The organism is Mastigocoleus sp. MO_188.B34 (assembly GCF_030065675.1).
In the GTDB taxonomy this organism is placed as follows: Bacteria; Cyanobacteriota; Cyanobacteriia; order Cyanobacteriales; family Nostocaceae; genus Mastigocoleus.
The window spans coordinates 1-21,314 of sequence record NZ_JASJDK010000028.1 but is presented as its reverse complement, the minus strand read 5'-3'; the positions used below and the strand labels follow the sequence as shown (position 1 = coordinate 21,314).

Genomic DNA, 21,314 nt, shown 5'->3' with positions numbered 1-21,314 from the left:
ATGAAAGCAATTATATACACTCAATATGGCTCGCCGGATGTTCTTCAGCTAAAAGAGGTAGAAAAACCAGTTCCCAGAGATGATGAAGTACTAATAAAAGTACACGCAACAACAGTCAATAGAACAGATTGCGCAACAATTAGAGCAAAACCATTTTTTATGAGAATAGTAACAGGACTATTCAAACCAAAAAAACAAATTCCTGGAACTGAATTTGCTGGAGAAATCGAAGTGGTTGGTAAAGATGTATCGTCTCTAAGAGTAGGCGATAAAGTTTTTGGATTTGACGACCAAGGCTCAGGTTCTCATGCCCAATATATGACAATAAAAGAAGATAAAGTTGTAATCATACCAAACAATATATCGTATGGGCAGGCGGCAGCAAGTTCTGAAGGTGCCCATTATGCATATAACTTTATTAATAAAGTGGATCTGAAAAAAAGACAAAATATTCTCGTTAATGGAGCAACAGGCGCGATTGGTTCGGCTGCAGTTCAGCTTTTAAAATATTTTGATGTTGATGTTACTGCAGTGTGCGCCACGAGAAATATTGAGTTAGTAAAATCACTAGGAGCAGATAAAGTCATAGATTATACAAAATCTGACTTCACAAAAGATGAACAAAAATATGACTTTGTTTTCGATACCGTTGGCAAAAGTTCATTTTTTAAGTGCAAACATCTACTCAAACCAGGAGGAGTTTATATTTCTTCAGACTTAGGCTACATGGCTCAAAATATTTTCTTACCGCTTATAACGCCCATTATTAAACCCATGATCGGAAACAAAAAAACTTTATTTCCAATGCCTACAAATATTAGAGGAAGTTTAATTTTAATCAAAAAGCTCATTGAACAAGATAAGTTCAAAGCAGTGATAGATAGAGAATTATTTCCGCTGGAACGAATAGTCGAGGCATATAGGTATGTTGAAAAAGGACAAAAAACAGGAAATGTAGTCATAACTGTAGACCATTAACAATAAAACCTAATAATTTGTTCGAGACAGATATTGCGATCGCAGTCATTTATAGCACTACGAAGTTAGGTTAGGACATGTATTAACCCTAAAAGCCATACGTCTTAGGCTTTTGACTTTTTACTTTTTACTTATGTCCTACGGACACGCTTTGCTAATGACTTGCGCGTAGCGCTATAGCATTTAGCTTGTGGAAATATGTATATGATGCTTGCCGAAAAGCGATTCAACAGCGTTAGGATTGTCAGAGAATATTTTATTTGAAGAAGCAATAGCCAGGGTATTATTCGATCGTAGAGAAGTATTAGTGCTAAAGATTTTATAAATAAACATTGTTAACCGAGCAGTGAGTCATGACAACTAAAACAATCAAAGTCAATTACCTGGCTCGCGTCGAAGGCGAAGGCGCGATGTATGTGAAAATTAAAAATGATAAAGTTAAAGAAGTTAAACTAAAAATTTTTGAACCACCCCGATTTTTTGAAGCTTTTTTACGGGGGCGTAAATATAGCGAAGCTCCAGATATTACTGCTCGTATCTGTGGTATTTGCCCGATCGCATATATGATGAGTGCTATTCATGCGATGGAAGATTGCTTTGGAGTTGAAGTTGCAGGTACTATTCGAGCAATGCGACGGCTAATTTACTGTGGTGAATGGATCGAAAGCCACAGTTTACACATATTTATGTTACACGCTCCCGATTTCCTTGGTTATAACAGTGCTGTTGAAATGGCAAAAGATTACCCAGATGTTGTTAAACGAGGACTGCGGTTAAAAAAAATTGGCAATCAGATCATGTCTTTGGTTGGTGGTAGAGAAGTTCACCCGATCAATGTTAGGGTGGGTGGTTTTTACAAAATGCCGACAAAACAAGAGTTACAGTCCCTGATTCCAGATCTAGAATGGGCAATTGAGGCTGCTGAATCAACAGCACGTTGGGTTGCTGGGTTTACTTTCCCTGAATTTGAACCAGACTACGAATTTGTGGCGCTGCAACATTCTGAAGAATATCCGATGAATGAAGGGCGTTTGGTTTCTAATAAAGGTTTGAACATTCCTATTAGTGAATTTTACGATCACATTGCAGAAATACATAAACCTCATTCTACGGCGTTACATTCAACTATCAAGGAGCGGGGAAATTACTTTGTTGGACCGTTAGCGCGCTACAATTTGAATTTCGAAAGACTAACACCCCAAATCCAAGCAGTTGCTCACGATATCGGCTTAGAATCATTTTGTAGCAATCCCTTTCAAAGCATTATCATCCGGAGTTTAGAAGTACTATATGCAGCCCAGGAAGCATTACGTATTATTGAATCCGAGGAAATGTCAAGTCAGCCTGTTGCAGAATATACAATTAAACCTGGTACTGGACATGGTTGTACCGAAGCACCTCGCGGCATTTGCTATCACCGCTATCAACTTGATGAGCAAGGAGATATTCTCGATGCCAAGATTGTACCTCCCACATCCCAAAACCAGTCAACTATTGAAAAAGACCTCTGGAAATTTGTCGAAGAGCACATAGATTTACCAGACGAACAATTACGGCAACAATCTGAACAAGTAATTCGCAATTACGACCCCTGTATATCGTGTTCAACCCATTTCCTAAAGCTTAATGTCGAAAGAGAACCATAATCATCAAATATTACTGATTGGTGTTGGTAATAAATTCCGCCAGGATGATGCGGTTGGGTTAGTAATTGCGGAAAAATTCCACAACCAAGTAGATCCAGATACCAAGACCCCAGAAATAAAAATTATTGAAGCATCAGGTGAAGGTGTTGCATTGATGGAATTATGGCAACATGCAACAACTGTTTATCTATTTGATGCTGTAATGTCTGGAAGTGAAGTTGGTAAAATTCATCGTATTGATGCCCAGATAGAAGTAGTACCCGCAAAGTTTTTTAACTACTCTACCCATGCTTTTAGTGTTGCTGAAGCAGTAGAACTAGCAAGAACTTTAAATCAACTCCCACCCAAGTTAATTATTTATGGGGTGGAAGGAAAGAATTTCTCCCATGGGATAGGACTTTCTCCAGAAGTTGAACAAGCCACAGAAAAAGTGTTACAAGAAGTATTAGTAGAATTATGCACGAAGCCAGTTTAGTTAATGACCTCATTAAAACAATTAATACTGTTGTTTTAGAGCAAGAAGGTACAAGAGCTATATCAGTTAAAGTAAGATTGGGAGCACTTTCCCATATTTCTAGCGAGCATTTACAGCAACATTTTCAGTTAGCATCTAAAGATACAGTTGCAGAGGGTGCTCATCTGGAGTGTCAGATATCAGAAGATTTGAAAGACCCTTTTGCACAGGAAATATTACTTGAAAGTGTAGAGTTTGAAGTTTAGTAAAACCTATAAGACATAAAAATCCTCACAATTCCAACATTTTTTTTGCTTAATCTAAAAATAAAGCTGACGTGAGGAAATTATTCCTCATCCTTTTTTAGCTCCCGATCTTAAAAAAATTGAGGAGAATATGCATTGAATAATAAATCCCCTACCTACGACCGAGTTGTTATTGCTAGACAAGATTTGCAGCAGCTACTAAATGTACTAGCTCAACAAGAGTATCAATTAATTGGACCTACTATTAGGGAAGGTGCTATTGTCTATGATCGGGTATCTAGGGTAGAAGACTTTCCCATTGGATGGACTGACGAGCAAGATGGTGGAACATATCGTTTACGAACGCGAAACGATAAAGCTGTTTTTGGCTATGTAGTTGGACCCCACTCCTGGAAGAAATATTTGTTTCCCCCCAAGGTTCGTTTATGGAAAGCGCAACGCCAAGGTCAGAATATTCAAGTTAATCCAGAAATTCCTGATTCCACCAAAAGAGCTTTTATTGGCGTCCGCTCTTGCGAATTAAATGCGATCGCAATTCAAGATAAAGTTTTTCTTTCAGGTGAAAGCGTAGATCCCCACTACCAAGCAAATCGGGATAATATTTTTATCGTTGCTGTCAACTGCGCTCAAGCTGGGGGAACATGTTTCTGCGCATCAATGCAGACAGGACCAAAAGCTATTAAGGGATTTGATTTGGCGTTAACTGAGGTTTTAAACTCCGAAAGTCACTATTTTGTGGTTGAAGTTGGTAGCGAACTTGGAGCACAAGTAATTGATAGAGTAGTCCATAAACCAGTCAGCACCGCCGAACAAGCCATAGCAGACGAGATTGTAACCCAAACAACACAACAAATGGGGCGCAAATTAGATACAGAAGGTATAAAAGAACTTTTATATGAAAATTTGGAGCATCCCCGGTGGGATGATGTCGCCTCCCGTTGTCTTGCTTGTGGTAACTGTACCCTAGTTTGTCCTACATGTTTTTGTTCCACAGTAGAAGATGTGACTGATTTAACAGGCGATCATGCCGAAAGATGGCGACAGTGGGATTCTTGTTTCACGACAGATTTTTCTTATCTTCATGGGGGAAGCGTGCGAACCAGTATTAAGTCCCGTTACCGCCAATGGATAACCCATAAACTAGCAAGTTGGATCGATCAGTTTGGAACATCAGGATGTGTTGGCTGTGGTCGTTGTATTACATGGTGTCCGGTAGGAATTGATATTACTAAAGAAGTGAAAGCAATAAAAGACAGCAGTTAACTAAATCGTGAACAATGATTTGTTAAAACTGGACAACGGGTATCAGAAGAAAACAGCTTTTAAGCCTTAATCTATGGTACTGTTTCTATTAGAATTTACGATTAAAAGATTACCGTAGCACTACGTAATAAGGTTAGAAGATTAGTAAATCCTGTTTGTCCTACGGACACGCGCTTAGGCTGAGACGCGCCTAAAGGCGTAAGCGCAGCCATATCGTCCGTAAGGTTTAACACCGACGCCGCAGGCTCTAGCTAGAGGCTCCGCCGTCGCCGTAGGCTCTAGCTGCGCTACCTACGGATCTGGATCTGGAGCCGCTACCTACGGATCCGCTAATGATTTCCGCGCAGCGGTACTAGTCCCCTATTCCCAATCCCCTCAATATCATGACAATATCTACTTTAGAACCACTTTTAAAAGAACATAGTTTTTTTCAAGGACTCAAACCAGAGTACATTCAGCTTGTGGTTGAATGTGCGTCAAATATCTGTTTTGAAGCAGGACAAATAATTTTCCATCGCGAAGAAGAGGCAAACAGATTTTACCTGCTCAGACATGGCAGAGTTTCGGTAGAAATTAGTTCTCCCGGTAAACAAGCAATAGTTATTAAAACCCTAGGAGACAATGATGTTCTGGGATGGTCTTGGCTTTTCCCACCCTACCAATGGCAATTTGATGCCCGAGCGCTAGAATTAACGCGGGCGATCGCACTAGATGGTCGCTGTTTGCGCGGTAAATGTGACAACGATCCGGAACTGGGTTACGAAATGATGAAACGCTTTTCCTTTATCATGTTAGAAAGCTTACAAGCAACTCGGTTACAACTTTTAGACCTCTACGGTTTACCAGAGAGGAAGTTATTATGACCACTTTTAAAAGGAAAGAGGATATATCTCCACACCTCTATCTTCCTTCTCACACCCCCGTTAACCCCATGCTCCCAAAAATTTACCGGGTAACACGAACACGTAAGGAAACTCATGATACTTTTACTTTGGAGTTAGAAGCTACTGACGGTAACAAAAATTTTAACTTTGTGCCTGGTCAATTTAACATGCTCTATGCTTTCGGCACTGGGGAATGTGCTATCTCTATCAGTGGTAATCCACAAGAACCAGATAAATTACAACATACAACTCGGATTGTGGGAACTGTTACCACTGCCCTAAGTAAACTTAGACCTGGTGACACAATGGGGATACGGGGACCCTTTGGTAGTTTTTGGCCTTTACGGATTGCTGAGGGTAATGATGTAGTTTTGGTTGCTGGAGGAATTGGTTTAGCTCCACTCAGACCGGCTGTATATCATATACTAGCAAATAGACAAAAATACGGTAAGGTTGTTTTGCTTTTCGGGACTCGTACGCCTCAAGATATACTCTTTCGTCACGATTTAAAAGCATGGAAATCGCACCTCGACCTGGAAGTATTTGTCACAGTTGATCGCGCCCAGGCTGGTTGGCAGGGTAATGTGGGAGTTGTGACACACTTGATACGTAGAGCACCTTTTGACCGACTCAATACCACAGCAATAATGTGCGGACCGGAAGTGATGATGCAGTTTACAATTGCAGAGTTATTAAAACGGGGCGTTAGTCCAGATAACATTTATATTTCAATGGAACGAAATATGAAGTGCGCTGTTGGTTTTTGCGGACATTGTCAACTTGGACCAACTTTTATTTGCAAGGATGGACCTGTGTTCAGGTATGACAAAATTAAGTTTTGGTTTGAACAAAGGGAGTTTTGAGAGTTTGGAATCGGTGATTGAGGATTAATATTGTAGAGAATAATCATTGGATTCAAAGACAAGACGAAAGCCGTCTTTATATTCGCGACTATCAGACGAGTATTGAAAACAACACGGGCACGCGCATTTATTCAATTCATGTGGGCGTGCCCGAACACAGATTATCAAACCTACACTTATGAGGTATTAAAAAGGGATGAGCATCATGCCCATCCCACAACATAACTTGTATCTTGAGTGAAATTGTGCAATCCGGAATCCCAAAAATCCCATAATTCTCTCCTCCTCCGATAGCCAACCAATGCAGCATCACAGAAATAACTAAATTCTTTACAGAAACCCAGAAGCAATATAAGCAAAGAATTTTGAGTTCTGCACAAGTTACACTAACCAGCTTCAGAGTGAGGTTGAGAAGCTTCAAGGCGTTGCATCTGTTCTTCAGCAAGTTCAGCTTTTGCTTCAGCCATGAGATCCTCTAGGGATTCACCTACTTCTGCAATTGCTCCTTTACCTTTTTCATAGAGGATTATTCCGCCTTTGATTGCTGCCTTAGCTATTGGTTTACTAACCCCTGCTACCACAGGAATAAATGCAGGTAAAAGGACTACTGCTGCAATACCTGGAATTCCAAGGTCTTCTACAAAATCTTCAATCTTAGGAATAAGTTTAGGTGCCATAGTATTGCCACCTCTCTGCTTATTTTACAATTTTATTGTATCACTATTAAGTAGTGAAAATAATAAAAATAACTTAATTTTTATTGCTGATTATACTAATCATTTTTGTCTAAATTGTTTGATATTTCCAATGGATTAATGAAGGCTTGGGTATATTAATTATTAACTTTTGTTGTTTATTTTGGATCGCGATCCAACTTAGTACTGGAATAAGTAACTGTGAGCTTGGTAAAATGATCGTACAAGTAACCAACAAGTATGGCATCGTGAATTCTAGAAAGTAACAAAGTCTTTATTTGGATAAGCAACAAATATAATCAATTATATTTACTAAACAGGAATCTCCCTATGGAGCAAGGGCTAAGGTTACTAATTCAACTAATAATAGAGTTTGCCCCAGTAATTGCAAATCTAGTACAAAAGGATAATAAAGCACCTGGAAATTTAAGTAATAAGCAAGAAAGCATACAGAATCAAGCTCTCATCCAATCTGGGAATAGTTATAAAAGTACTCTCAAAAACATTTCCAAAGACAATTACGAAAATAATTACAATCAACAAATAAGTTATATTCAGGGATTTGAACAAGAAAAAATAGATCGACAAAAATTAGCGGTTTATTACCACCAAATGCAATTAAAAATTGCAACTCAAGAGCAAACAACAATACTTCAATTACCAGAGTTACAAAAATTATTTGAAAGTTGGCCTTTACGTTTATATCCTTCACAAATTTTAGCCAACAGCACAAATGATACTCGCAAACCTTTAAAAATTTTTCTGGCACCACCTAAAGTAGAGTTCGATAAATTTGCTCACCGGCAAGAAGAAAATTTAGATATTGAGCTCATGTTAGCTGAAGGCTTGCGAGATTTTATTAATCATCATTATTCCCTACAAAATGCTACAAGACCTACAGAGTTTTTGGCAGGAGCATGGGATAGTAAACGATTTCATAGTGAATCGAGTATTAAGGCTCTATTTGGAATTTTAAAAACAGAGCCAATTTTGATTTTAGAATCAGAGATTGATGGTGATTATCTAAATTTTCGTATTGCCTATTGGGGGTTAGGACAAGATAATTACTACTATAAAACAATTTCTCGATTGCCTTACAAAAAAATTATTGATCAGTCGGCAAAAAACCGTGCTCTAGAATGGAAGAAAGTCAGAGATAAATTAATATCTTTAGGAGAAAAATTAGAAGAAATTGATGATTTAGGTGGAGATAATGTTACCAATCTGGCAATTTTAGAACGGACTGAAAAATGGAAAAATCAGGGAATAGATATTAGTAAATTATCCTTACAGTACCAAATTAATCGTCAGGATTTTGAACAATTATGCCAAGTTTTAATTACCTGTCATTGCTTGGTTGTTAGTTGGGTAGCAGATGCTTACCACCTTGTTTATCATGATGTATCTCCCCTGCTTCCGGATTTACTACCAAATTTGCTTAAGAGTGAATTAGACTTACCATCTCTACAAGCGATTATCGCAGGATATGAACAACTCTACCAAGCTCTAGAAACAGAGCGGCTTAGCTGGATCCCTGAGTTAGCATTGCAACTAGCACAGAGTTTATCTCACCTAAGTGATCGCTCTTTGGCTGAGAAACAGGTTGATTACTCGATAAATACATGGCTGCGACTACGTCAAGTATTACCAGAGGAATGGGATAATCCCCTAGGGAAAATGCGATCTGTAGTCACTTTAGAAGATGAAGAATATATTCAAAATTTAAAAGAATATTTTGTTGCGGTGGAGAATAGTAAAATTATTAATGAACTGGAAGAAGTTCTTAATGAAATCGCCAAGCTCAAACAGCAGCGACAAGAAGAATATGTTTCTTTGAGCCACACACTAACAGAACATTCAGTAGAAGTAACATCTATCGCTATTAGTCCTGATGGAGAGACTTTGATTGGTGGTTGTGCAGATAAACATATCAAGATGTGGAATATTAAAACAGGTATTTTTATCCGCAACTTGACAAAAAATTCTGGCGAAATTTCATCTATTGCTGTGAGTGACGATGGTAATTTACTCGCAGTCGGTAGTTATGAAACTCCTAAAAGTAATGTCAAAGTATGGCATCTAAAAACTGGTAAATTAATTCATACTCTTTTAGGACATCACAAACCAGTTAACGTTGTAGCAATCAGTCCTCTTGGTAATTCGGTCTCAGAAGGAACAGGACCAATTCTTGCCAGTGGCGGTAATAAAATTAAAATTTGGAATCTACATAAAGGCAATCGCATTTCTACTCTTTGGCATTCATCTGTAGTCAACACAATTGCCATTAACCCTGTTAGTTCTAAATCTTCCTTGGGGATTAGTACAATTCTTGTTAGCGGTACTAAGGAAAAAAAAATAAGACTGTGGAACCCGCAAACGGGAGAACTTTTACGCACCCTGAGTGGGCATTTTGGTGAAATAAACTCTGTTGCGATTAGTTCTATAGGTGTTGGAGAAATTCTTTTTAGTGGTAGTGCCGATAAAACCATCAAAATTTGGCAATTAGAGACTGGTAAAATTTTACATACATTGACAGGACACACAGATGAAGTAAAATCAGTTGCTATCAGTCCGAATGGAGAAGTTCTCGTTAGTGGTAGCGCTGATAAGACCATTAAGTTGTGGCGATGGAAAACTGGAGAATTACTACAAACGATAACTGCACATTCAGGAACTGTTAATCACCTTATTGTGAGCCCAGATGGTCAATACATCGCTAGTTGTAGTTCTGACAAAACAATTAAAATTTGGCAACTAAATCATTTATTTTAAAGAGTTACAAATATGGTAGAGCAAAGAACAACAGCAAACCCTCCACATTGTCTTACCTTAGAAGAAAAAGTTATTATTTTTACTCGAATTGCCAGTCATATTTACGATCTGTCGCTTTCCAGTTGTGGCGGTAAATCTCACTTCCTGGGACGTATTGAACAAAAAAGTGATAACCTTTGGGCTGTAACTTATATTGATGACCAATCTTGTATGCCTGAATATTTCGATAACTGGTACCAGGCGACCTTATTTTTGTCTAGCTCACAGGTGAAAAAATAGCTGATAGATAGTAACGGCAATGAAATGAATTGAATTGAGACAATAATCATTACTGATTCAAAATGGGACTTACCCAGCTGACATATTTTTTGTAGGGTGTGTGACACAAGCAAATTAACTTGGACGTATTAATAAGGTTTTTAGTGTTATTTAGCACACATTTACTGTAAGGATTACGTAAATATTGCAAAAATATAGTCATGTTTTCTATTCATAAAACCCTGGTAGAATAGCCCTAACCATAAACTCAAAAGCTTCTTGGTTATCTTCTTCTATCGCCGAGCTTAGGAGTATTTTATAACCAGTGTAATGCCCCGCCAAAAACTCATTTGTAAATCCTAAGGTATCTATCCAAGTTATTAAATCTAACTCGGTCAATTCTAAAAAACCATCACTATCTTTTTTGCAAAGGTAATTATTTTCATTAGTTGCATAGTCGAGTGTGCCATTAACAGTAACATGTCCAGGATTTATTTTGCATTTTGCAACTATGCTTAAGTTAGGCTTTTGTTCTTTTCCTAACTCAAATTCTAAGATAGCGTATTTAGAACCTAATAAGCAGACTTTTTTCGTTGTAGTCATGATGTTTTATTCTCGCTGTCATAATGACTTAAATTTTTAAATTTTTCACTGTGGAGTATTTTTACTGTGGAGTAATGTTGTTCTAGTCGCAATCGAACTTGAACAGGGTAATGCCAGACTAGATGTGCGATAATTCAGATCGCAATTCAGACCATCTAACCATTACTATATTGTCCCAAAAAAGCACTTGCCGTGACTGTTATTCTGGGAACAAGACTAAACCTAAAACCTGCTCATACAATTAAAACCTGCTCATACAATATTGTGTAACTCGATTATGGCAAGTACAATTGATCTGGAAGCTAGAGAGTTATCATCCAAATTTAATAGCATATAATTTAGTAGTTATTTTATAGCCTGAGTTTTATACTTAAAAATATTAAAATAAAGCATATAATTGCTCATTTTTTATATTTCTTTATAGTCATTCAAGCCAGAAAAACATAAGTGTTTATTGATTGTATAAAAAACATTAAATATAACAGTTATTTAGTAAATTAGTGTTACTGAATTATAAAAATAAAGACAATAACTTTTGTATAAAAATATTGACATAAATATAAATAATTATTTTCTATAGATATATGGAATCAAAAAAAATAATTAGTATGATTATTAGTAAGTTAAATAAAATTAGGACTTACGCAACCGACACATTTTTCTTGTAGGGTGCGTGACACAAGCGAGTTAACCTGAACGTATTAATAAGGCTTTGAGCGTCACGCACCACCGGTGTATTGTGACAACTGCGTAAGTCCTGAAAATGTAGTAATAATAGTTGAAAAATTATTCAACAATAAAAATTATTCAACAGATTTTTCTCGATTTGATGTTGACAAGAATCAATTTTTTTTAACACTAAGTTAAAATCAAGTCTAGCTATGAGTAATAAACATCATCTTAGTTTTACTTATTTATCTCAGGAAGATCTGCTTGATGCAGGTTGTTTTGATATTCGCATGGTTATGGACATTGCAGAAAAAGCCATGCTCGAATTTGAGAGACATCATGTGATTTTTCCCGAGAAAATCGTGCAGATTTTCAATCAGGCAACCCAAGAACGGATTAACTGTTTGCCTGCAACCCTTTTAGATGAAAAGGTGTGCGGGGTAAAGTGGGTTTCAGTATTTCCAATGAATCCGATCCAGCACGATCAACAAAATTTATCTGCTATTTTTATCCTGTCAGAAATTGAGACGGGTTTCCCCATTTGCGTTATGGAAGGTACTCTTGCATCGAATATGCGGGTAGCGGCTATGGGTGGTCTTGCTGCCAAATACTTAGCCCGCCAGGACTCTGAAGTAATTGGTTTTATTGGTGCTGGAGAACAGGCAAAGATGCATCTCATCGCTATGAAAGCAGTGTGTCCTAGCCTCAAGCAATGTCGGGTGGCAGCACATGTTGTAAAGCATGAAGAACAGTTCATTACTGAACTCTCACGCCTGTTCCCAGAAATGGAGTTTGTATCAACTAATACCAGTCTTCAAAAGGCAATGGAAGATGCCGATATTTTGGTGACCGCTACCAGTGCCCAAGCTCCCCTACTCAAAGCTGCATGGGTGAAGCCAGGTACTTTCTATAGCCACATCGGCGGCTGGGAGGATGAATTTGAGGTAGCATTACAAGCAGATAAAATAGTCTGTGACGATTGGGAAACAGTCACTCACCGCACCCAGACCTTAAGTAGAATGTATCAAGAAGGGCTGATTAATGCTAGCAATATCCATGCTGATTTACACGAATTGGTTTCAGGGAAAAAACCGGGTCGTGAATCCCAGACGGAACGGATTTATTTCAACGCCGTTGGTTTGGCGTATATTGATGTAGCGATCGCCATGGCTATGTTCAATCGAGCCAATGAAAAGCAAAAGGGGAAAAAGCTAGACTTACAGCAGAGTATGTTATTCGAGCATCTTGGTCTGGAATCGAAAGTTAAGCTCTGATTCTGGGGCAATACAAGGGGAAGAAAATTATAATGTTTAAGCGCCTGAGTGAATTAAATGGCAATACAGTCACAGTAAATATTGAAGGCGAAGATGTTCAAGTTGCTGTAGGTGAAACAGTAGCAGCCGCAGTTTTAGTTCATAATTTGGGCTATACCCGCACCACTCCTATATCGGGGTCAAATCGGGCACCTCTGTGTATGATGGGTGTGTGTTTTGAGTGCTTGATGGAAATCGACGGCTTACCCAACCGTCAAGCTTGTCAGGTACTGGTTGCAGAAGGTATGAGGATTCGTCGCCAGCAAGGAGTAGCTGGAGATGGATGAGTTATATCAAAAGTCATATCAACTTGTGGTGATTGGTGCTGGACCTGGGGGACTTTGTGCTGCAACCACAGCTGCGAGTTTGGGGATGGATGTGGTGGTACTGGATGAGCAGCCATCCCCTGGCGGACAAATTTACCGAGGGATTGCCAATACTCCGGGACGCAAATCGGAATTACTAGGTGCAGATTACCAGCGCGGTAAGGGTTTGGTAGAAGCATTTGGCGCTAGTGGAGCCAAGTATTTACCCCATACAATTGTTTGGTCTTTGAATTCCCATCGCCAGATTGGTATTCTAAGTGATGGTCAGGCATCTATAATTCAAGCTGAGCGAGTGATAGTTGCCAGTGGGGCAATGGAGCGTCCAGTTCCTTTTCCCGGTTGGACACTACCAGGGGTAATGAATGTCGGAGCCGCCCAAATATTGCTGAAAACTGCTGGGGTTGTTCCCGCTAATGGTACGGTAATTGCCGGAACAGGTCCTTTACCGTTACTGGTCGCTTGGCAATATCTCCGGGCTGGGGTATCGGTGAAAGCAGTACTGGAACTTTCTCCCGGAAGTAACTTGTGGCGTGCCGCTCCCCGCTTACCAAGGGCATTAGCAGCCGGTGATTATATTAAGCGTGGTTTGAAATACACGCTGGATTTACATAAAGGTGGGGTACCAATCTATTACGGAATTTCCAAACTGCAGGCTCAGGGTGACAACCAGATTGAAGCTGTAGAGTATGGTTGGGATTTTCTCGGATTTAGTAGGCGCGAGACCATTACTACAGACAGCCTTTTGGTACATTTTGGTGTCATTCCTAGAACAAACCTCACCAAAGCCGCTGGTTGCAATCATATCTGGGATTGCGGTCAACAGTGTTGGCGTCCCCAGGTAAATATATGGGGTAACACCAACGTACCTGGTATTGGGATAATCGGTGATAACGCTGGTATTGGTGGTGCTCGCAGTGCCGAACATAGCGGACGTTTAGCAGCCCTGGAAGCGGCTCGGAGTTTGGATATCATCAGCACCCAAGAACGCGATCGCCAAGGAAAGGATGACCTGAACTGGATGCGGAAAGACCGGAGAGTACGTCCTTTCCTAGAAGCTTTATACCGACTACCGGATTCACTACTCGTTCCCCAGGATGACAAGACTTTGGTATGTCGGTGTGAAGAAATTTCGGCGGGGCAAATCCGCCAAGCAGTAAAGGAAGGACACACCGATCCCAATCAAGTTAAATTTTATCTCCGTTGTGGTATGGGACCTTGCCAAGGACGGCAGTGCGCTCTAGCAGTTGCCCATATTGTTGCTGCAGAAAACAAATACCCGGTCTCAGAGTATACTCCATTTCGGGTGCGTCCACCGATAAGACCCCTAAATATTGCCCAACTGGCTAACTTGAGGAGGGCGGAAGATTGAAGTTTGATGTAGCGATAATTGGTGGTGGTTTGATGGGGTCTTCCACTGCTCTCCATCTAGCTATGACCGGTAAAAAGGTAATTGTCATCGAAAAAAACAGCCCAGGTCGCCACGCTTCTGGGGTCAACGCTGGTGGTTTACGTCGGCTAAATCGCCATCCAACGGAGATTCCCCTAGCAGTAGTTGCTGCCCAAATGTGGCGGGATATTCATTCCCTAGTTGGTAGTGACTGCGATGTTAAACTCAGTGGTCAGGTGCGGGTGGCAGAAAATGCAGCGGATTTACAGAAGCTGGAGGAGCGGGCTGCCCTAGTCCATTCCCTTGGCTTTGACCACGAGCAAATCATCGATCGCGATCGTCTTTACCAATTAGTGCCATCTCTTGCAACCCATTGCGTCGGTGGACTTTATACTGCAGGCGATGGCTTTGCCCGTCCCTATCATGCACTTACTGCCTTTCGTCGCAAAGCTGAGTCCATGGGAGTGAAGTATTGGACTGGCTGCCGGGTGAATGGCTTAGAAAGATTGAGAGATTATTGGCGGATAGTGACAGACAAAGCGAAGTTTGATGCACCAATACTAGTTAATTGTGCTGGTGCTTGGGCAGGAGAAATCTGTTCTTATTTAGATGAACCAGTGCCCATAAAAATAGGTGCCCCAATGATGATGGTAACTGAGCGTTTACCCCATTTTCTCGAGCCAGTAGTGGGTGTTGAGTCGCGCAAGTTGTCTTTTAAACAGATGCAGAATGGCACGGTACTGATTGGTGGGGCTCATCTTGCTGAATATGACATAGTCAAAGAGACTACAGAGATTGACTTTGTAAAACTCAGTGAAAGTAGCCGCACTGTCCTAGATTTATTCCCCATAATGGCTAAGGTGCGCATTGTCAGAACGTGGGCTGGATTGGAGGCATTTATGCCCGATCGCATTCCGGTTATTGGTCCCAGTGCTAAAACACCTAACGTTTATCATGCTTTCGGTTTTTCTGCTCATGGTTTCCAACTTTCACCTGTAGTTGGGAGAATTATTTCGGAGTTGATTTTGGATCGCAAGAGTTCTCTGCCAATTGAACCATTTTCTATTAAGCGGTTTCAGTCTGCAGATTAAGACACGGAATCGGTAAAGTTATTCTATATACTGAGGTATTAGGAATGTGGATTAAATAAAATACAAAAGTAGGGTGCTGTTAGCATCGCGTAACGCACCATTCCAAATTTCAGAATTACAGGTTATTAAATTCTCATTTCTTAGTGAGTTAGTTCTCACCCCAGGCAATGCTTCCTGCACGACGAGGATCGGCGGCAGCAGTTAAACCATTAGTAGGATGACTCAATGCAGCTTGAACTCCACCAAAATACATTGAAAGTCCCTCAAATTGACGACTGCTTAAGTTGAGTGTATCTACATTTAAACCAGTTTCAAAAGCAATCAAAGGAGTATCGTTAAAAACTTCAAAGTGTAATCTAGGATGGGATATTGCCTGTTCTAAAGGTAGATCTAAACTAATAAAATTAAATAATACTTGAGCGATCGCGGTAGTAATACGAGATGCTCCAGGAGAACCAATTGCTAAAACTGCCCCATCCTTATGCCGACAGACAGTAGGTGCCATATTAGAAATGAGGCGAGTACCTGGGGATAAATCACGTAAGCCTTGGGGATGTAACTCAATTTCTCCTAACGAATTATTCAACCATAACCCAGTACCTCCAGCCATTACCCCCGAACCATATCCAGATGAGGCAGAGATCGAACAAGCTAAACCATGACTATCTACTGCAGAAACGTGAATTGTAGAGGGAGATTTATTTAACTGCTGCCAATTATCTTTAGCTGCAATTTCCAGTAAACGAGTTGTTTCTTGCTCGATTATTGACTCATTTACTCCTTCTAAATGGTTGCTGCGATATTGCAATACTGCTTGTTGAATCTCAGCTATTTCTCTGACTGTTTCTACGTTCCATTCGTGCAGTTGTCGTTTATCCATTAATAAAAGCATTGCCGCCAAACAAGTCCCGCCTATTGCAGGAAGAGGATTAGTTGCTATTTCCCAATCTCCAAAATTAATTATAATTGGCGATCGCTCTATCGCTCGATAATTAACTAAATCTTCAAAGGTAAGCAATCCTTGGTTAGCTTGAATTTCTGCGGTAATTTTTTTTCCTAATTCTCCACGATATAAAACATCTATTCCGCCCTCGGCAATCAACTGCAAACTAGTAGCCAGTTCAGGAAGCCGAACCATATCTCCAAACTGCAAATAACTACCATCAGCTTTATGGATGACTCGATAACTATCGGGATGCCAACCAAAAATAATTTGATGGGTATAGGAAAGATATTCCGCTCCCACTTGAGAGAGAGGAAAGCCCCTTGCGACCTGTTGCTGTACTGGTGCAATTATTTCTGACCAAGGAAGATTACCATATTTTTCCGCAGCTAAACCCAAACCAGCAAATATTCCAGGGATAGCCACAGAACCATAGCCCACCATTGTACTCATGCCGCCACCGTAACCAAAAAATACCTCTTTCATGCCACTGCCAAACTCGACCAAATCCAGCCCTCGTCCAGGCATTGCAGCATAGGCATCGATTACAATCGGGGTTTCTCCTTTGGGCCAAATAGTAATAAACCCACTAGCACCAGGGGAAATAATTCCCAAGTTAGTACACATAGAACTCAGAGTAGCAGCAATAGCCGCATCAACCGCATTACCTCCACGATTAGCTACGGCAGCAGCAACATCGACTACAATTTGAGCATCGGAGGCAATAATAACTTTTCGTGGCATATAAAATTAGCGTCGTCACCGAGTAGTAGAAAGTGATATTACAGGAATATGTAAAGAGGAAAAAGTTATGAATAACACACAACCCCGCAATCGAATTGTAATTATGGGGGCAGCAGGCCGTGATTTTCATAATTTTAATCTGGTGTACCGGGATAATCCCGCAGATGAAGTAATTGCTTTTACCGCCACACAAATTTCTGGAATTGCCAATCGTCAGTATCCAGCTTCTTTAGCAGGTTCTCTGTATCCTGACGGCATTCCAATTATAGATCAGTCTGAGTTAGAAGAACTATGTCGCCAAAAACAGATTAATCAAGTGGTATTTGCTTATAGTGATGTCACTCATGCCGAGGTAATGCATATAGCTTCCCGAGCAATGGCCGCAGGAGCAGACTTTTTGTTACTGGGTCCAGAACGCACTATGTTGTCAGCACGGGTGCCAGTAATTGCTGTGTCTGCGGTACGCACTGGCTGTGGTAAGTCACAGACGGCTCGTTGGTTGTCTAAATTATTGCGCCCAAAAGGTTTCCAGGTAGCGGTGATTCGTCATCCCATGCCCTATGGAGATTTGGAAAGTCAGAGTGTCCAATGTTTTGCAACCAGAGCCGATTTGGACGCTGCGGCATGTACTGTAGAAGAGCGAGAGGAGTACGAAGCACACTTAGATAATGGTAATGTTGTTTACGCTGGAGTTGATTATACTCAGATAGTAAAATTGGCGGAATCAGAGTCAGATTTAATACTTTGGGATGGAGGTAATAATGATTTTCCATTTATTCGCCCTGACTTACACATTGTCCTAGTTGACCCGTTACGACCCGGACACGAAACCACACACCATCCGGGAGAAGTAGTGTTGCGGATGGCAGATATTGTAGTAGTTGGTAAGGTGAATGCCGCCGCGACAGCAGACGTGCAACAGGTGATTAATAACGTACGCACCGTTAACCCAACCGCTGCCTTAGTGCGTGCTGCCTCTCTCATCCGTCTGGAAAACCCAGATGCAGTTAAGGGAAAACGGGTACTAGTGGTGGAAGATGGACCTACAACAACCCACGGTGGTATGGCTTATGGTGCCGGTTATGTTGCTGCCACTAATGCCGAAGCTGCAGAAATAGTAAATCCACGTACCTTTGTAGTGCCAGAAATTGCAGATGTATATGCTCGGTATCCCCATATCCACTCAGTCTTGCCAGCAATGGGCTATTCGCCAAAACAACTGGAGGCACTGCGACAAACTATTAATAACACTGCCGCTGATGTGGTAGTTTCAGCCACACCAATTGATTTAGCTGCTTTAATTAAGGTGAATAAGCCAGTCATACGTGCTCGCTATGAGTTTGCAGAAGTCGGGGAACATAGTTTGGGAAACTTGGTAGAAAAATTTTTGCTGAGGGTTAATATTGGAGTGTAGGTGAATATGCAAGTGGTAATTGCTTTGGGAGGAAATGCACTGTTGCAGCGTGGACAACCTTTAGAGGCTGATGTGCAACTGCATAATATTACTGTAGCAGCCCAAGCGATCGCAGAAGTGGCAAAAGAAAATAGGGTTGTAGTCACCCACGGTAATGGGCCACAAGTTGGATTGTTGGCACTGCAATCCGCTGCTTACAAAAACGTCCAGCCCTATCCCCTGGATGTTCTTAATGCTGAGAGTGAAGGTATGATTGGTTATCTTCTTTCACAGCAGCTTTACAATTATTTACCAGGATGTGAGGTAGTAACTTTATTAACCCAGGTGGAAGTAGATATTGAAGATCCTGCCTTTGCTAATCCCACAAAACCGATTGGTCCACTTTATACCCAAGCTCAAGCGGAGAAATTGGCGGCAGAAAGTCATTGGCAAGTCGCACCTGATGGCAATCTTTACCGTCGTGTCGTCCCTTCTCCTACACCCCGAAGAATCATTGAGTTAGCAACGATAAAGTTACTGGTAAAAGCAGGGTCAATTGTGGTTTGTGTAGGTGGTGGAGGGATTCCAGTAGTAGTAACACCCTTAGGTGTGTTGCGTGGTGTCGAGGCGGTAATTGATAAGGATTTTGCAGCAGCATTATTGGCAGAAGAACTAGAAGCTGATGCCTTACTATTACTTACAGATGTAGATGCAGTTTATACTGAATGGGGCTCTCCAGATAAAAGACCACTACTTCAGGTTACGCCTCAGCAGCTAAAAAATTATACCTTTGATCCGGGTTCTATGGCTCCTAAGGTGGAAGCGGCTTGTAAATTTGTAGATGCTACAGGACACTTTGCTGCTATTGGTAAACTAGGAGATGCACGGAAAATTCTTGCCGGTGATGCCGGAACAACCATAATTAATAATTACTAGAGTTTAGGGCTACACCCTTTGAAAAGAGTTGCACCTAAAGCAATTACTTCCTCCTCTCACAAAATCCTCAACTTTGACTGGTAAAAAAAGAATCAGGAGACGAGTTCAACTTTAGAAGTTAATAATCAGACTTAGTTAGATTTCTCATATCTACTTCTAGTAGTTTGCAAATCTATTTTATTGGAAAATATAGAAGAGTTTAGGGGCACTACTATGAGTGAACCAATAGATAACATCAAGCAAACATTAGATGAACCCTTAGCGAATCTCGAAGAATCACTCATTCAATATTACGAAATACCTCAGCTAATTAGAAGCTCTCAGAATAAATTAGACGAGTTTCAAAGGCAAATTCAATCTTTAGAATCTCAAGTAAATATAAATGATGAAAATCATTATGAGATTAATGAATTACAAGAGAAAATTCAGGAATTCATTAAGAAAATTGAGATATTGAAAAATACAAGTACAAGAGATGATTTTGTTACGACTCAAGGATATGATATCCATGTCATACTAATGTACACAAATAAATATCATTACGGAGCTTATCTTTGTAAAGATATAACCTGGCGCGTTAGGGAACTAGTAGGTGAATTGCTTGATAAAGAAGTTACACAGAGAAAGCGTGACAATGTTTATATTGTCTTGGATACTGATGGTGGTGATGGACTAGCAGCAGTTCAAATTTATGACATCCTAAAAAAGATTTTTAAGCATGTTAATGTAATCGTAGCTGATTCCGCCTGGAGCGCTGGAACTATTTTTAGCCTTTGTTGCAATAAAATCTTAATGCTAGAAAATGCCCTATTAGGACCAATTGACAGTCAGATATATTTGAGAGATGAAGAGCTTTTTCAAAAATCTGCCCATTCATATATTGATGGAGTTGAGCATTATCTTGACTTACTAATGAGAAAAATTAGTAATGCTCCTGAAAAAGAAGCATACTTAAATGCTTTGAAAAAATTGATTAGCCCTATCAATATTCTAGATTATGGTCATTGCTCAAATGCTTTAAACCAAGTTGCTAACATAGTGGCTTTTAGACATAGATTACATCAAGATACTCCAAATGATTTCTATAAAGTAAAAAATCTAATATGGAATTATTTCGTATCTAGTGGAGAGCTTTTTGGGCATGGATATGGCTTAGATGCACAATTCCTTAGAGAGGATGTAGAAGCTTTTAAAAATTATATCTACGAGGTTAAATATGAGAATGTTTTATATAAACCAATTCTTGGTATACATAATATAATGTATAACTACATTTTTCAAAAAGTACTTCCGACTTATTTGTTAGCTCATAGAAGAGTTTATAAATTTTGAGGGGAGTAACGCAAAAAAGGGAGATGTTTCAAAAAAAATATTTGTTGAACAAATGTTCCCCACAATCCCTCAAGGAGCTAACCTTTGAATTTCCCAACCAGATTCGTCATCTAAGGGAGAATATAAAAATCGATCATGTAATCGATTAGGTCTCCCTTGCCAAAATTCAAAACTATGAGGTACAACTCGATAACCACCCCATGCCGAAGGTAAAGGGATTTCTTGCTTTTGAAACTTACGCTTCATCTCATCAAATTTCAGTTCTAGTATTTTACGGGAAGATATGGCTGTACTTTGTTGCGAACACCATGCTCCGATTTGACTACCTCTGGGACGAGTGACAAAATATTTTAGAGATTCGGCTGTAGAAATTTTGGCAGCATTACCGGATATTTGTACCTGACGTTCTAAGGCGATCCAAAAAAATAACAGTGATACTTGGGGATTTACTTCAATTTGATGGGCTTTTTTGCTTTCGTAATTAGTAAAAAAAACGAA

Annotated in this window: 20 protein-coding genes; 16 read left to right on the top strand and 4 right to left on the bottom strand. The window is 40.0% G+C overall.

The features are described 5' to 3' along the window. From QNJ50_RS09595 to QNJ50_RS09565, 7 genes are all read left to right on the top strand, one after another. On the top strand, window positions 1-978 hold the full coding sequence (locus QNJ50_RS09595; protein ID WP_300634648.1) for an NAD(P)-dependent alcohol dehydrogenase: 978 nt from the start codon (window positions 1-3) through the stop codon (window positions 976-978). A 353-nt stretch (window positions 979-1,331) separates the two neighbouring features. Further along, on the top strand, window positions 1,332-2,624 hold the full coding sequence (locus QNJ50_RS09590; protein WP_300634645.1) for a Ni/Fe hydrogenase subunit alpha: 1,293 nt from the start codon (window positions 1,332-1,334) through the stop codon (window positions 2,622-2,624). After that, window positions 2,605-3,099, top strand: a complete 495-nt coding sequence (locus QNJ50_RS09585; RefSeq protein WP_300634642.1) for a hydrogenase maturation protease — start codon at window positions 2,605-2,607, stop codon at window positions 3,097-3,099. Before QNJ50_RS09590 ends, QNJ50_RS09585 begins: the two co-directional genes overlap by 20 nt. After that, window positions 3,081-3,344: a hydrogenase maturation nickel metallochaperone HypA gene (locus QNJ50_RS09580; protein WP_300634639.1), complete on the top strand. Its 264-nt coding sequence runs from the start codon at window positions 3,081-3,083 to the stop codon at window positions 3,342-3,344. Before QNJ50_RS09585 ends, QNJ50_RS09580 begins: the two co-directional genes overlap by 19 nt. Before the next feature lie 135 nt (window positions 3,345-3,479). Continuing rightward, window positions 3,480-4,607, top strand: coding sequence for a 4Fe-4S dicluster domain-containing protein (locus QNJ50_RS09575; RefSeq protein WP_300634636.1), 1,128 nt, complete (start codon window positions 3,480-3,482; stop codon window positions 4,605-4,607). Between the two features lie 383 nt (window positions 4,608-4,990). Next, window positions 4,991-5,470, top strand: coding sequence for a cyclic nucleotide-binding domain-containing protein (locus tag QNJ50_RS09570; RefSeq protein WP_300634634.1), 480 nt, complete (start codon window positions 4,991-4,993; stop codon window positions 5,468-5,470). After that, window positions 5,467-6,354, top strand: a complete 888-nt coding sequence (locus tag QNJ50_RS09565; protein ID WP_300634633.1) for an FAD/NAD(P)-binding protein — start codon at window positions 5,467-5,469, stop codon at window positions 6,352-6,354. Before QNJ50_RS09570 ends, QNJ50_RS09565 begins: the two co-directional genes overlap by 4 nt. 386 nt (window positions 6,355-6,740) lie before the next feature. Here the strand turns inward: QNJ50_RS09565 and QNJ50_RS09560 are convergent, their stop codons facing one another. Continuing rightward, window positions 6,741-7,031 (bottom strand): DUF5132 domain-containing protein, encoded by a 291-nt coding sequence (locus QNJ50_RS09560; RefSeq protein WP_300634631.1) that lies wholly within the window; start codon window positions 7,029-7,031, stop codon window positions 6,741-6,743. A gap of 348 nt (window positions 7,032-7,379) precedes the next feature. On the opposite strand from QNJ50_RS09560, the gene QNJ50_RS09555 reads away from it, so the two are divergent. Together QNJ50_RS09555 and QNJ50_RS09550 are read left to right on the top strand one after the other, a co-directional pair. Continuing rightward, window positions 7,380-9,821 carry a WD40 repeat domain-containing protein gene (locus QNJ50_RS09555; protein WP_300634628.1) on the top strand — a complete coding sequence of 814 codons (2,442 nt, stop codon included), beginning with the start codon at window positions 7,380-7,382 and terminating at the stop codon, window positions 9,819-9,821. Window positions 9,822-9,833: 12 nt separating this feature from the next. After that, the gene (locus tag QNJ50_RS09550) at window positions 9,834-10,100 is read left to right on the top strand and encodes a hypothetical protein (RefSeq protein ID WP_300634625.1); all 267 of its coding nucleotides are present in this window, start codon (window positions 9,834-9,836) and stop codon (window positions 10,098-10,100) included. A 207-nt stretch (window positions 10,101-10,307) separates the two neighbouring features. Here QNJ50_RS09550 and QNJ50_RS09545 read toward each other — a convergent pair whose 3' ends face one another. Beyond that, window positions 10,308-10,682, bottom strand: a complete 375-nt coding sequence (locus QNJ50_RS09545) for a hypothetical protein (RefSeq protein ID WP_300634622.1) — start codon at window positions 10,680-10,682, stop codon at window positions 10,308-10,310. A gap of 881 nt (window positions 10,683-11,563) precedes the next feature. On the opposite strand from QNJ50_RS09545, the gene QNJ50_RS09540 reads away from it, so the two are divergent. From QNJ50_RS09540 to QNJ50_RS09525, 4 genes are read left to right on the top strand one after another with little or no spacing between them, the layout of a single operon-like run. After that, window positions 11,564-12,625: an ornithine cyclodeaminase family protein gene (locus QNJ50_RS09540; RefSeq protein ID WP_300634619.1), complete on the top strand. Its 1,062-nt coding sequence runs from the start codon at window positions 11,564-11,566 to the stop codon at window positions 12,623-12,625. A gap of 32 nt (window positions 12,626-12,657) precedes the next feature. Then, complete coding sequence (locus tag QNJ50_RS09535) at window positions 12,658-12,951, top strand: (2Fe-2S)-binding protein (protein ID WP_300634616.1); 294 nt, start codon at window positions 12,658-12,660, stop codon at window positions 12,949-12,951. Continuing rightward, on the top strand, window positions 12,944-14,359 hold the full coding sequence (locus tag QNJ50_RS09530) for an FAD/NAD(P)-binding oxidoreductase (protein WP_300634613.1): 1,416 nt from the start codon (window positions 12,944-12,946) through the stop codon (window positions 14,357-14,359). The genes QNJ50_RS09535 and QNJ50_RS09530 overlap by 8 nt, the downstream gene beginning before the upstream one ends. After that, window positions 14,356-15,468 carry an FAD-dependent oxidoreductase gene (locus QNJ50_RS09525; RefSeq protein WP_300634609.1) on the top strand — a complete coding sequence of 371 codons (1,113 nt, stop codon included), beginning with the start codon at window positions 14,356-14,358 and terminating at the stop codon, window positions 15,466-15,468. The genes QNJ50_RS09530 and QNJ50_RS09525 overlap by 4 nt, the downstream gene beginning before the upstream one ends. Before the next feature lie 148 nt (window positions 15,469-15,616). On the opposite strand, the gene QNJ50_RS09520 is transcribed toward QNJ50_RS09525, so the two are convergent. Continuing rightward, entirely contained in the window at window positions 15,617-17,155 is a 1,539-nt protein-coding gene (locus QNJ50_RS09520; RefSeq protein WP_300634606.1) for a gamma-glutamyltransferase, read from the bottom strand. A 67-nt stretch (window positions 17,156-17,222) separates the two neighbouring features. Here QNJ50_RS09520 and QNJ50_RS09515 point away from each other — a divergent pair, with 67 nt between their 5' ends. The 3 genes from QNJ50_RS09515 to QNJ50_RS09505 all read left to right on the top strand — a co-directional run bounded on the left by QNJ50_RS09515 (window position 17,223) and on the right by QNJ50_RS09505 (window position 20,816). Then, a complete protein-coding gene (locus QNJ50_RS09515; RefSeq protein ID WP_300634603.1) occupies window positions 17,223-18,569 on the top strand; it encodes a cyclic 2,3-diphosphoglycerate synthase in 1,347 nt (448 codons plus the stop codon). Window positions 18,570-18,575: 6 nt separating this feature from the next. Continuing rightward, window positions 18,576-19,484, top strand: coding sequence for a carbamate kinase (gene arcC, locus QNJ50_RS09510; protein WP_300634600.1), 909 nt, complete (start codon window positions 18,576-18,578; stop codon window positions 19,482-19,484). Between the two features lie 213 nt (window positions 19,485-19,697). Further along, window positions 19,698-20,816: an ATP-dependent Clp protease proteolytic subunit gene (locus QNJ50_RS09505; RefSeq protein ID WP_300634597.1), complete on the top strand. Its 1,119-nt coding sequence runs from the start codon at window positions 19,698-19,700 to the stop codon at window positions 20,814-20,816. A gap of 69 nt (window positions 20,817-20,885) precedes the next feature. Here the strand turns inward: QNJ50_RS09505 and pdxH are convergent. Next, window positions 20,886-21,314 (bottom strand): pyridoxamine 5'-phosphate oxidase (gene pdxH, locus QNJ50_RS09500; RefSeq protein WP_300634594.1); only part of this gene is annotated, 429 nt, incomplete at its 5' end.

Coding starts and splice junctions, on each gene's coding strand:
- QNJ50_RS09585 (WP_300634642.1), top strand. CDS start 2,605: ATGTCGAAAGAGAACCATAATCATCAAATATTACTGATTGGTGTTGGT.
- QNJ50_RS09570 (WP_300634634.1), top strand. CDS start 4,991: ATGACAATATCTACTTTAGAACCACTTTTAAAAGAACATAGTTTTTTT.
- QNJ50_RS09530 (WP_300634613.1), top strand. CDS start 12,944: ATGGATGAGTTATATCAAAAGTCATATCAACTTGTGGTGATTGGTGCT.
- QNJ50_RS09535 (WP_300634616.1), top strand. CDS start 12,658: ATGTTTAAGCGCCTGAGTGAATTAAATGGCAATACAGTCACAGTAAAT.
- QNJ50_RS09545 (WP_300634622.1), bottom strand. CDS start 10,682: ATGACTACAACGAAAAAAGTCTGCTTATTAGGTTCTAAATACGCTATC.
- QNJ50_RS09595 (WP_300634648.1), top strand. CDS start 1: ATGAAAGCAATTATATACACTCAATATGGCTCGCCGGATGTTCTTCAG.
- QNJ50_RS09555 (WP_300634628.1), top strand. CDS start 7,380: ATGGAGCAAGGGCTAAGGTTACTAATTCAACTAATAATAGAGTTTGCC.
- QNJ50_RS09505 (WP_300634597.1), top strand. CDS start 19,698: ATGAGTGAACCAATAGATAACATCAAGCAAACATTAGATGAACCCTTA.
- QNJ50_RS09540 (WP_300634619.1), top strand. CDS start 11,564: ATGAGTAATAAACATCATCTTAGTTTTACTTATTTATCTCAGGAAGAT.
- arcC (WP_300634600.1), top strand. CDS start 18,576: ATGCAAGTGGTAATTGCTTTGGGAGGAAATGCACTGTTGCAGCGTGGA.
- QNJ50_RS09560 (WP_300634631.1), bottom strand. CDS start 7,031: ATGGCACCTAAACTTATTCCTAAGATTGAAGATTTTGTAGAAGACCTT.
- QNJ50_RS09550 (WP_300634625.1), top strand. CDS start 9,834: ATGGTAGAGCAAAGAACAACAGCAAACCCTCCACATTGTCTTACCTTA.
- QNJ50_RS09565 (WP_300634633.1), top strand. CDS start 5,467: ATGACCACTTTTAAAAGGAAAGAGGATATATCTCCACACCTCTATCTT.
- QNJ50_RS09520 (WP_300634606.1), bottom strand. CDS start 17,155: ATGCCACGAAAAGTTATTATTGCCTCCGATGCTCAAATTGTAGTCGAT.
- QNJ50_RS09580 (WP_300634639.1), top strand. CDS start 3,081: ATGCACGAAGCCAGTTTAGTTAATGACCTCATTAAAACAATTAATACT.
- QNJ50_RS09590 (WP_300634645.1), top strand. CDS start 1,332: ATGACAACTAAAACAATCAAAGTCAATTACCTGGCTCGCGTCGAAGGC.
- QNJ50_RS09515 (WP_300634603.1), top strand. CDS start 17,223: ATGAATAACACACAACCCCGCAATCGAATTGTAATTATGGGGGCAGCA.